This is a genomic window from Limnohabitans sp. DCL3, assembly GCF_048019295.1.
GTDB lineage: Bacteria > Pseudomonadota > Gammaproteobacteria > Burkholderiales > Burkholderiaceae_C > Limnohabitans_A.
On sequence record NZ_CP171842.1, the window covers coordinates 433254 to 446185 of the forward strand.

At 56.4% G+C, this 12932-nt stretch carries 3 protein-coding genes; all 3 read left to right on the top strand.

Features of this window, described 5'->3' with window-relative positions; all coding sequences use genetic code 11:
* Window positions 1-2 precede the first annotated feature (2 nt).
* The 3 genes from ACHEXK_RS01965 to ACHEXK_RS01975 all read left to right on the top strand — a co-directional run bounded on the left by ACHEXK_RS01965 (window position 3) and on the right by ACHEXK_RS01975 (window position 12918).
* On the top strand, window positions 3-8396 hold the full coding sequence (locus ACHEXK_RS01965) for a hemagglutinin repeat-containing protein (protein ID WP_416547575.1): 8394 nt from the start codon (window positions 3-5) through the stop codon (window positions 8394-8396).
* Between the two features lie 51 nt (window positions 8397-8447).
* Window positions 8448-11162: an Ig-like domain-containing protein gene (locus ACHEXK_RS01970; RefSeq protein ID WP_416547576.1), complete on the top strand. Its 2715-nt coding sequence runs from the start codon at window positions 8448-8450 to the stop codon at window positions 11160-11162.
* A 415-nt stretch (window positions 11163-11577) separates the two neighbouring features.
* The gene (locus ACHEXK_RS01975) at window positions 11578-12918 is read left to right on the top strand and encodes a TolC family protein (protein WP_416547577.1); all 1341 of its coding nucleotides are present in this window, start codon (window positions 11578-11580) and stop codon (window positions 12916-12918) included.
* Window positions 12919-12932 lie beyond the last annotated feature (14 nt).

The following is a 12932-nucleotide window of genomic DNA, read 5'->3' on the forward strand; positions in this document are numbered from 1 at the left end:
CCGTGAACCATATTTACCGCATTGTTAAAAATCACAAAACCGGCCTTTGGACGGTTGCTTCTGAAATCGCCCGCTCTGCAGGCTCTGCCGCCAGCAGCACCTTGGTGGCGGGTGTGTCCGGTCTCCTGCTTGTGGGTGCACCCTTGGTCATGGCGGCCGATCCACCCTTGCCCACAGCCACCGTGGTCAACGGGTCAACGGCCAACGTGTACATGGCGCCCAACCAAAAGACCACGGTGGTCAACATTGCAGCGCCCAGTGCCACGGGCCTGTCAACCAACACCTACTCCAAATTCAACGTGGATGCCGGTGGCTTGGTGCTGAACAACGCCACCGTCAATGCCGGCGTGACCACCCAGTCGCAATTGGCAGGGCAACTGTTGGCCAACCCCAATTTGGTGTTGTCAGCGCGCATCATTTTGAACCAAGTGCTTGCAGGCGGAGAGCGCTCATCGCTGATGGGCTTCACTGAAGTTGCGGGTGCCAAGGCCGATGTTTTGGTGGCCAACTTGAATGGTATTACCTGTGCAGGTTGCGGCTTCATCAACACCGATCGCTTGACGATGACCACAGGGATGCCCAATGTGGGTAACGCGGGTGGCTTGACCAGTGTGACTGTGCAAAACGGTGACATTCTGGTCACGGGCACGGGCTTGAACGTGAGCGGTGTCGAGTTGCTCAATTTGGTGGCTCGAAGCATCAAATTGGAAGGCCCCGTCAATGCCAATGACTTGCGTGTTTACGCAGGTGCCGCCACCCATCAATTTGCCAGCTCTGGTGAGCAAGGCGTGCCATCCAGCACGGTCATCAGCAGTACCGCGACAGAGGCTCAGGTGGGCAGCGTGGCTTATGCCATCGACTCAACGCTGCTTGGCGGGATGTATGCCAACACCATTCGCTTGGTCTCGACCGACGCTGGCGTGGGTGTGCGCATGTTGGGTGAAGTGGCTGCCACGGCAGCGGACTTCACCTTGACAGCGGCAGGTAAAGTTGAAATGAGTGGCAAGGTGTCTGCCGCGCGCGATGTGGCTGTGACCTCCTCCGTATCTGGGAGCGCCATTGAGCTGACGAATGCGGCCATCAGTGCCGAACGCAACATCCAAGTGGCCGCTACCCAAGGTGATGCCTCGGTCGCTGGGGGGCAATTGTTCGCCAGCAACAATCTGGCTATTTCTGCACAGAACCTGACCGATACGGCCACCAACCATCCCCAAGTCAGCAACAACGAACGCTTTGCCGGCAATGCCTTGACGGTCAGCACATCCGGTGCAACTTCTTTGAGCGAAACCGTGTGGCGGGCCCAAGAGCACTTGGCCGTTAACGCAGGCACATTGACCACGGCACCTCAGACCAAGCTCGGCTCGGACAACACCATGAGCCTGGTCACTGAAGGCAACATGACCCTGGGTCAGGGCCAGATCAAGGCCCAAGGCGATCTGTCGCTCGAAGCCAAAGGTGCGGGCGTGATGTCCGTGAGCGCAGACGGTGGACAAGGTATCCAAACTGTCACGGGCAAGTTAGATCTGAAGGCAGGCACACTGACCAACGCGGGTCAGATCCAAGCCCAGCGCGCCAGTGCCCTTGCAGTGGGTACCTTGAACAACTCGGGCAACCTTCTGTTGTCGATGCAACCAGAACGCTTGGATGCTGACACCATCTCGGTCGAAGGCACACTGACCAACAGTGGGAAAGTGCTCAGTGCGGGCAACAGCACTTATGTGGCCAGCGATGTCGTGAACACATCGACGGGTGTGATTCAAAGCACCAAGTCCACTTCCGTCACAGCCAATAGCCTGGTCAACGACAACATCATCAGCCTGGCCACTGAAGCTGGCGCCTCGCCAACCAGCGCCTTGCAAATCAGCCAGGTCACCAACCGTGACACGATCCAGTCGACTGGGCATGTCAGTTTGGCAGCCAACAACCTGGTCAACGACAGCAAAATCATTTTGCAATCGGCCGACTTCCATGTCACCAACACCCGTTTGACGACAGCTTCCAGCGTGATCCAAACCCCAGGCAATTTCAATCTGACAGGCGAAACCCTGACATTGGAAAACCATGGCGCCATTGTTCGGGGCAATTTGCAAGGTGGTGGCACCGTCAATGTTCAATTGGGCAGTGGTTTCACCAACGGTGCAACGGTCTATTCGGGGGGTGACCTCAACTTCAATGCGGCCAGCATCAACAACACCAACGTGGGCGCCATGGCTGCACAGGGCACCATGACGATGGTGGCTGAGCGAGGTGATTTGATCAACAAAGGCGCCTTGTATGCCGGTCGTGATTTGAATCTGACAGCCAAAGGCACCGCTGGCGATGGCTCGAACGGCGCGATTCAAAACTTGTTGGATTTCAGCTTGGTGGATTACCGCTTGCTGGGCAGGAACTGGAATGGCGGTGATGCCACCAACGCATGGAACATAGCCGGTAATTTCATCGAGATGGGGCGAGATGTCTCGACTTATGGAACGATCGATGCAGGCCGATCCATTGGTTTTACGGCCCAAACGGTGGTCAACAGCAGCCAGGTCAATGCTGCGGGCAACATCGCTGTCACTGCAGGCGTTTTCCTCAACCAAGTTCAAGGGGGTGATTCTCGCGCTTGGACTGGGCGATTGGATTTGTACAAGTCCATGCAAGATGCGGGGTTCTACTCGTTCCCGCACAAGACCAAACTGGATATTTACACCAAGACATGGCATGAAGACCAGTATTTCTCTGCGGGCAACCCCTTGTACGATGCGCTGAACAAGCCACAAATGACGGCCAATGGCATTTTGTCCATTGCCAATTTCTCAGACGCGCGCAACTTGGGTGGCGTGTTGCAAGCCAAACAAATTGACATTGCCACGGCGCAAAGCGGTGCCACTTTCTTGAACGACGACTTGGCGCTGCAGACCAAGTCGTACAGGGAATATTGGGAAGATTACAAAAAGTACATTCTCTTGGGCCCATTGACTTCGGCCAGTGATTCGCGTCAAAGCTACAGCTTGGTCTATACCCTCGCTGGCCGGGATTCTGTTCCTGCGGGTGCAGCTTGGACCGGTGATGCTTCGAGCGACGCTCGGCGCATTCCAACCTGGGCAAATGGCACGCGAAGCGTCGATCCGATTTATGGCGCTTCCATCAAAGCCAACACGCTCAATGCTTCGGGTTTTGCACTGACCAACCAGGGCTCGCCTTTGGCACCCGCCGTCACGCCTGAAGGTCCTGGCACGGCTGCTGCCAATGAAGCCACATTGCCTTTCCCCGGCTTGATCTTGACACTGCCCGCCAACCCGAACGGTTATTTTGTGCCTAACCGCAATCCGGCGTCCAGGTTCTTGGTGGAGGTCAACCCCAACTTCAACCCGGGTGGCTCTACCCTCGGATCGGACTACTTGACGGAGAAACTGGGCCTCAAACCTGACGAGACCATCAAACGTCTGGGGGACGACAGCTACGAAGCCTTCTTGGTTCAGCAGCAATTGATTGCACAAACCGGCCAAGGTTTGCTCGATGGCGCGGCCAACTTGGCCGAGGTGATGTCGGGCCTGATGGACAACGCGGTTGCCCAAGCCGGTGAACTGGGTCTGACCTATGGTCAAGCGCCGACAGCGGAACAGTTGGGCAAGTTGACCGAGAACATCGTCTGGATGGTGGAAACCATTGTGGACGGCCAAAAAGTTCTGGCGCCCGTGGTGTTCTTGGCGCCTGCAACCGTCGCCTCTATTGAGCGCGGAGCGAACATTGTGGCGGACGACATGACCTTGCAGGTCACCGCGTTGACCAACACAGGCGGTACTTTGGAAGGTAAAAACAGTTTGGCTGTGACGTCTGAAGGCGACATCACCAACACATCCGGCACGATCAAGGGGGGCAATGTCAGCTTGGCTTCGACCAGCGGCAGCATTGTCAACAAAACCTTCTCTGAAGGTTCAGGCAACGACGCTGGCTTTCAGACCACCATTGGCAAGACAGCATCTATACAATCGACCGGTGACTTGAGCCTGAACGCAGCCAAGAACATCACCAACCTCGGTGCGCAAATGTCGGCCGGTGGCAATGCCTCGCTCAATGCGGGGGATGCGATCACCTTCGACACCATTGAGAACAAGACCACCACCACGGCCACCAAATCCTTTGGTGGTGGTGGATTGGCGGGTTTTGAAACCACGACGCAGACCACGGTAGACCAGGTCAAGTCGGGCTTGACGGTCGGTGGCAACTTGCAGGCCAAGGCCGCCAACGACATCACGCTGGCAGGCACTGATGCCAACATTGCCGGTGACGCTGACATGAAGGCGGGCGGCAACTTGAACATTGTGGCGCGTGAAAACACCGTGACCACCAAAACCAAGTCCGAGATGGCGGGCATGGGGGTGGGCGGCGGCGTTTACGGCATGACAGAGACCGAGACCAATTCGTTCTCCAGCCGCAACGTGGGCAGTACGCTGAACATTGGTGGCAATGCCAATTTAGAAGCTGAGAAGACCTTGACCATTCAAGGCTCTAAGCTCAATGTTGGAGGCGATACCGCGATCAGCGCGACAGATGTGCAAGTGTTGGCGGGCAAGGATCTCGATCGCAGCACCACAGTCACCAAAACAACATCTTTCTTGCAAATCGAAGATGTGGGTGGAGGCGAGAGCAGCGGATCGTACGCTGGCTCACAGTCACAAAGCGGTTCTGGCTCTGAAGCCGGAACACAAGCCTCTGCTGGCAATGGCGAGGCGGGAGCCAGTGCCTCTGCATCCGGTTCTGCCAGTGCGGGCGCATCGGCAGGTGCGGGTGCGAGCTACGCCAATTCAGCGGGTGTGACATTGGCCAAAACCAAGACCACAACCGAATCTTCACTGTCTCAACGCAGTGTGGGTTCAGAGCTGAATTTGGGTGGCAACGTCACCATCAATGCCAAGAAAACGGTCACTTTGCAAGGCTCTGAACTCAATGCTGCAGGCAATGTGGATTTGAACGCCAAAAATGTTCAGTTGCTGGCCGCACAGAACATCGAGGAGCGTTCATTCAAAGAGGTCACAGCACGCTTGGGTCTGTATGCGAGTACAGAAAACCAAGCGAGTGCCAGTGCGGACGCTTCGGCAGAAGCAAGTGGTTCAGCCCAAGCCGGCGCGTCAGCCTCTCAATCGGGTCAGTCTGCCAACGCGGGTGCATCTGTAGAGGGCAGTGCCAGCGCGCAGGCCGGAGCTCAAGCCGGTGCCAGCAGCAGCAATACGGTTGATGTGTTGCGTGTGGACACCAAAGAGAGCGAATCCCGCAAGGTGACGAACACAGGTTCAGCGATCCGCTCCGGCGGAAATATGAACATCAATGTGACAGATACCTTGCGTACAGTGGGTTCCACCATCGAGGCAGAAGGGGATGTGGCTCTGAAGGCCAAAAACATGATCTTCGAGGCGGCCCTGGACACCGAATACTCCAAAGAAAGCACCAGTACGACCCGTGCTGGTTTGTACTTGGATGCTGGTGCTGGCGCAGAAGCCAAAGCCGAAGCCAGTGCAGGCGCCAAGGCTGGTGCAAGTGCCGGAAACAGTGGCATGGGTGCGGAAGCTGGCGCCAGTGCCAATGCCGAAGCCAAAGCCGAAGCCAAAGCCGAGGCGGGCGCCAAAGTGGGTGCTGGTATTCAGGTCAAAGACACTCGCAGTACCACTGAGTCTGGTTCTACAACCTCTGTGACATCGGCGATCATTTCTCGCAGTGGCAGTGTCTCGCGCACCGCTCAGGGCCTGATTCGTGATGTGGGCACCACCATCGAAGCCGCGACCGACTTCAACCAGAGTGCCAACCGCATCGAGAGTCTTGCTGCAGAAAACAGCCAGTTCACCAAGACGACAAACGAGGAAACGACAGCGCGCATTGGTGTTTACGCCAGCGCGGGCGCCAGTGCCGAGGCTGAAGCGAGTGCCAGTGCCAGTGCTGAAGCCAGTGCGGGTACGGGCTCACCCAAGGCAGAAGCCAAGGCCGAGGCAGGTGCCAGCGCTGAGGCTGACAGCGAGGCCGTGGTTGGCCTGGAAATGTCTTTGGAGCGCAAAGTTGACTCCACTTCGTCGCGCAGCACGCAGGCGGTGACTTCCACCATCCGAGTGGGTGGTAACGTGAACAGTGATTCCAAAGAAGCCACCGTACTCCAAGGGACCAACATCGAAGCGGGTGGGGCGGTGAATTTGAGCGCGTCGGAGTTGGAAATCCAAGCCGCTCGCAACACCGAAGAAACCACTTCTTCTAGCGAAACCATCACCGCACGCATGGCGATGAAGGTGGGTGTGGGTGCGAAGGCCGAAGCGTCGGCCAAGGCGTCCTCTGAAGATGGGGCAAGCGCGAATGCGGAAGCCGGTGCAGGTGTCCGGGCGGGGGTTGAAGCCCAGATGGGTTACAGCAAGGAAGACAGCCGTGATGCATCGACTACCGCTGTCGTGGCCAACATCTCTGGTGGCAAGATCAACATCAACACCACCGGTAAAACCACCATGGAGGGGACCAATTTGAATGCTGGCGCAGGCGGCATTCAGGTGGCTGCGGAAAGCCTCGACTTCAAGGCCGCCCGCGATACGTTTGAAGGCTCCAGCAGCTCTCTGTCTGTAGAAGCCTCGTTGAAAGTGCAGGTGACTGCTGGTGCTGGCGCCAATACAGATGCGAAAGCCAACGTCAGTACCGATGTCGCCAATTCGAGCAGCTCTGGCTCCAATGCGGTGGTCGGCTCGTTGAATTCTGAAGGCGGCTTGACCATCACCACCCGTGGCGATACGCGATTGGAGGGCACCCAAATCAATGTGGCGGGTGACACCAACGTGGCTGCTGGTGGCGATGTCAAGATCGAAGCCGCTCGCAATACCTTTGAGGCCAGTTCTTTGTCCGTCAGTGTGTCTGCTGGTTTTGACAAAGACAAGAGCGCTGCCAATTTGAACGTGGGTGTTGAAAAATCCAACGAAAGCAGTTCGGAAGCCGTGGTCTCGAACATCAGTACGGGGGGTTCTCTGAACATTTCTGCGGGTCGCAACATGACCCTTGAAGGTACGAACATTGAAGCCGGCGGTGATGCGCAATTGGCCGCTGGTGGCGATGTCACATTCAAGGAGGCCAGAAACGAGTCGACTTCGAGTTCCTTGTCTGTCAGTGTCGGCATTGGAACCGAAAGCGATGATGAGGAAAACCAACTCGCCAGCAAGCAAACCAAGACCGATACCAGCAAGGTTGAAGGCTCTTTGGGTTTAGGTGTGGAGAACTCCAGGTCTTCGCAGGCCGTGACAGGCAGTATCAAGGCGGGTAACAACTTGACGGTGGCCGCGGGTGGTAACGCCACATTTGTTGGCACCGATTTGGCCGCTGGCAACAGCGCCCAAGTGGCTGCGGGTGGTGACGTGAACTTCAAGGCCGCAGAAAGCACCAGCAGCGGGGTTTCATTTGGATTGGAAGCCTCAGCATCAGCCAGCACCGAAGAAAAGCGCCGACTGAGTGATGAAGACAACAAGGGTGATGTCGAAACCAAGAAGACGCAGGAAGCGGAGGGCAGTTTGAGCTTGGGTGTGAACAACGCCACAGAGCAAAAGGGCTCCAATATTTCTGCCGGTGCGGGTGGCATTCAGGTCTCCTCGGGTGGCAACGTCAACTTGCAAGGTACCCAGATGCAAACCGATGGTGCCGCCGACATCACGGCTGCTGGCAAAGTGACGCAAACGGCCGCAGTCAGTACATCAGTAGGGTTTGGCATCAGTGTCAGTGGCAGCATGAAGAACGAGGAGACGACGGGCTCCGTGCCTGATGCGGCTGATGATAAGAAAGACGACGCCAAAGCCGATGCCAAGGACGACGCCAAAGCGGATGCCAAGGACGACGCCAAAGCGGATGCCAAGGACGACGCCAAAGCGGATGCCAAGGACGACGCCAAAGCGGATGCCAAGGACGACGCCAAAGCCGATGCCAAGGATGACGCCAAAGACGATAAAGCGGGTGACGACAAGAAAGAAGCCGCTGCCGAGGACAAGAAAGACGATGAGCCTGAAGTTGAAAAAGAACGTGCTGGCAAGTTGGGCAGCTTGACCTTGTCGGCCAGTGTGGGTGTTGTCAACACCACCATCAACGCCACCGGTGGCAGCAACGTCCGCTCGGGCATCACGCCCTCCGGCCCCATTCCTGGCGTCGCCATGACCTTGCGTGGGTCGGTGCAAAGCGATGGTTCTTTGAAGGCTTTGGTACCCGTGCCAGGCAATCTGCCAGCAGGCAAACAAGTGGCCGCCACCCAGCCTGATGGCCAACCATTGCCAGACTGGGTCAAGTTCGATGCCGCAACAGGCGCCATTTCAGGCACACCGCCAGCAGACTTCTCTGGCAGCGTGAGCATTGTGGTGGGGGTTCCACAAGCCGATGGTTCGGTGCGCAAGATTGGCGTGCAATTTTGATCGTTCGCCCCATCCATCAGCACCTTATTTGAATCCTCAGGAACACTATTTATGAAATTTCCATTTCCGAAGTTGAACAAGCCGTTGTCTGCCAAAAAAGACCCATCGGCCAAGCAAAATCTCCTCCCCACTGCATCTAAAGTGGCTTTCACCCTTGACCCAGATGAGAGGAATTTATTCACGACCGATGTCAAAGAGTTTCAGCTGACAGCGCAAGACCTCTTGGCTGATGAGCTGACGTGGCCTCAGGCCAGCAGCACCTCTGATGTGTTGTTGGCCCAAAGTGGCGTCTCGGGCATGGCGGCCAGTGAAGTTGTGTCGGATGCAGGCGTTCAATTGGCCATGGCCCCGGTCGCAGGCACATCGGCCGCTGCCAGCTCCAGCGCTGTGGCGGCCACGACCAGCGTGGCAGCCAGCACAGCCGCATTCCCATCCATGTTGTTGAATGCCATGGCCGGTTTGGGGGTTGCGGGCTTGGCTGGCGCAGCCGGTGGCAGCTCGGGCAAGTCCGATAAGGTGGCGCCCGGTGCGCCCAACATTGTCCGTGCTGACGACAATGTCGCGCCCTCATTGGAGTCTGTCCCCAACAACGGCACAACCAACGACCAAACGCCTTCTGTTGTCGTTACGGCGGCATCGGGCAGTACGGTCAAAATTTACCGCGCCGTGGGTGCCGATTTGGTCCAGATCGATGGCACCACCGTCGAGGGCCCCTCGGGCACCTACACCTTCACACCAAGCAGCAATCTCGCCAATGGCATCTACACCCTGAAGGCCACCGCAACGGACGCCAGCGGTAATGTGAGTGCAGCTTCAACGCCATTTTCTTTGACGGTGAACACGGTGGTGTCCTCGGCCACCGTCAATGCACCGGTGATCGAAAACGTGGTGGATGACACGGCGCCTGTGACAGGCAATGTGGTGTCCAATGGTTCGACCAACGATGTGAGTCCCCAAATCTACATCCGAGCTGAAGCGGGGCAGATCGTCAAGGTTTACAACGGTGGCACTTATCTGGGTGACGCATCGGCCGTGTCCGGGCAACAGGGCTTGTATGTTTACGGCTTGTCGGCTGCAAGTGGTAGCGCTTACAACATCACGGCCAAAGCCGAGGCTTCCGGGGTCCTCAGCGACGCATCCAGTGCATTTGCCTTTTCTGTCAGCACGGTGGCCCCAACGGCGCCAACCATTGCCAATGCGGTGGACGATGTGAGCGCCTCTGTCGGCAATTTGTCCAGCGGGCAGTTGACCAATGATCTTCGTCCTGCATTGGTGGTGAATGCCCAAGCAGGGGGGACTTTGAAGATTTACGCACAAATTGGATCGGGTGCGCTGAATTTGGTTGAAGGCACGACCTCTGTTTCTGGGGGTGTTTACACTTTTGTTCCGCGTTTTAATTTGGCGGATCAGACACAGTACAAGTTTTTCGCCACCATCACGAATGGCGCGGGTGAAAGTGTTCAATCGTCGGTGTTCACCTTGAATACAGATGGGGTTGCCCCGAGCGCTCCTCAAATCACCAAGGTTCAAGACAACCATGGGAACGGTTCTGCGGGCTTGGTCGATATTCCGGATGGGGGCTATTCCAATGACAACACACCTGTGGTCTTGATCTCGGCTGCTGCTGGCAGTGCGGTCAAGGTTTACAAACTCAATGGTGGCACTTTGCAGGAAATTCCGGGTTCTGTCACAGAAACGACGCCAGGGAACTTTTCATTCACACCGACCACCGCTTTGACCGATGGGCCTTATGTCTTGAAGGCGACCGCAACGGACTTGGCGGGTAATGTGAGTGATGCCTCGGTGGGTCATTTGGTCAACGTGGATACAACCATCCTGACGCCGACCTTGACGATAGACAACGTCACGACAGACAACATCATCAAACTGTCGGAGTCAACCACCGGGAACTACATCACAGGCAAAGTGAACAACGCCTTCCCTGGTGACAGCGTTTCTGTGTCGGTGGGTTCCCAAACCTATACCGGGTTGGTGACCGCCTTGGACACGGCAGAGGCGGGTTCAACTGGACAATTTTCCATCCTTGTTCCTGTCGTCTCGAACCAAAGCCCACTGGCCGTTCTGACCCAGGTATCAGCCACAGTGACGGCAACGGATGTGGCGGGCAACACGGCCACAAGCACGGTGGTCACCAAGAATTACACCGTTGATTTGAATCCAGCCTCGGAGCCTGCCAGCGCGATGTTTGTGACGGCTCGAGGCGGACAAGTCTGGCTGGATGCCGATCAAGATGGTGTGTTCGACGCAGGCAGTGACGTTTACTACACGGTCGCCAGCGGGGTCTTGTCTGTTCCCACGGTCACAATGGGCAGTAACAATGTGCCCGTCAATGGATCGACTGCCGTGAATTTTGCGACCGAAACCTCTCCGTGGACCTTGAAGATCTGGGATGTTTTGAGTCCCAAGATCAATCTCACGGGTTTTGATGCCAACGACAAGCTGATCGTGGATTTGCTGACAACCCGAGCCGACTTGTTGGGGGCCTATGAAGCTGCCGGCGGTTTGACGGTGACGGCCTTGCCAGCGACTCAAAACTACCATTTGAATACAACGCTTGACACTGTTCCCGTGGCCATGCGCGTGTGGGTTGATACCCAAGACATCCGTTGGGATGTGTGGAATTCGTCCACCAATCCAGGCACAGACACCGGCATTGACTCGGTGACTCAGCCGATTGAAGTTGCGGCCAACTTGGGTGTTTTGGTTTCCAACTGGGGCAGTGCGACCTTGGAATTCATTGTGTAAGCCACAGTAAACAGGGCCATGGTTGCATCGCCGCATGCAGCCATGGCCAAAGTGCCCGGAGCCCAACCCCGGTACTTCGTTAAATTGTTTTTTTGAACGTTGGGCAAATTTGAGGGGCGCACGCATGGCAAAAAATGCTGGCTGTGCGCCCGCTCAGCCTGTGCACGATGTCCTGCCCAACCCCAGTGGAGTGGAGTGCATGGCTGCCACACCTGACCTTTGATGGCTCCGATCCGAGCGATCCAGCGTGCCAAATCCTTGCGCGCGTGCATGCCAGTTTCGGTCCGCAAAATCGGCCCGCATCGGCCCATTGGACAGACAGATTTTGTTAGATCTGCCTTTTTTTATCCCATAAAATGACAAAGAGAATTAGCAATTTTGTTTATTTTGTTAAATAAATCACAAGGATTTCAGAATGTCGAAAAAACAATCCAATAAAACGAATCAATACTTCGTTCAGTCTATTTTGGCCGTCGCATGCTGGGGTCTTCATTCGGTGTCGGCCCAAACGGTCAACTTTTCTCAGGCATTGGTGCCTTTGCTGGAGGGCGCACCTCGTACGCAAGCGGCAGCTGCCGATGTGCGTGCGGCCGGCGCTCGGGTTGATGAGGTGTCGCGGCGGGCATGGACCCCGCAGTTCGAATTGAATGCGTCTACAGGCTACCAACGGTTTGAAAAACCCAATGCCGAATTGCACGAGGTGAGCAATGCGCTCACGCACACCATGCGCCTGACGCAGCTGGTTTCCGACTTTGGGCGCAGTGCCAAGAGCATTCAAGAAAATGAAATGGTCAAGGCACAAGCCGAGGCAGGCCTGGAGGCCATGAAGCAAGGGGTTGTGCTCGACGCATTGCAAGCCTATTTGTCGGTGCAGCGGGCTCAAAAGGTCTTGGTCTTCGCCCAAATGTCCGAGAAAAACATCGTGGAGCAGGCGCGTATTGAAGACGCCATGGTCGTTGCAGGTCGCGGCTATGTGTCCAACGTGTTGCAAGCCAAAGCCCAGCTGGCCGGGGCGCAAGCCCGTCGGGTTCGCGCTGAGGGCGCACAAAGTGTGGCGTATTACCGCGTTCAGGCGGTCTTCGGTGACATGACATCCAAGCTCTCTTATGAGCAGCAAATCCCCACAGCATCGAATTTGCCCAAATCTTTGGAAAGTGCTCTGGAGGAGGCCAAGGCCAATAGTTTGCAGATCAAGCTCGGTAAATTCCGATCAGAGGCGTTGACAGCCCGTATGGCCTCTGTGCGTGCCCGTGAGTATGCGCCGCGTGTGCAGTTGCTGGCCGAATCTCGTCGTGCAACGGCTTTCGATGGGGTGATGGGAACGGTCAAAGATGACCGCGCTCAAATCCAACTGAATTACCCGATCAATTTGGGCCTGGCAGGTTCTTCGGCCGTCAGTGGTGCGCAGCACGACATTGCTGCGAGCATTGCACGTGAAGATGAAACCCGTAACCTGGTCCAAGAGCAAGTCGCTATTGCGTGGCGCAATTTGCAAACGGCCCAAGACAACCAACTGAATTTGCAAAATCAGGTTCGCTTGGCGCAAGAGTTCTTGAACATCGCGCGTCAGGAGCGCACGGTGGGCAAGCGTTCTTTGTTGGATGTTTTGTCGGCAGAGACCAATTTGCTCAATGCACAAAGCGATTTGGTTTCGACTGATTTTGACGTGATTTCGGCCAGCTACACCCTGATGCAGGCGATGGGTCGACTCGATCCAGCCTCGGTCATGACACAGCTCGCTTCAGCGCGCCGCTGATTTCGTTTCGGCAT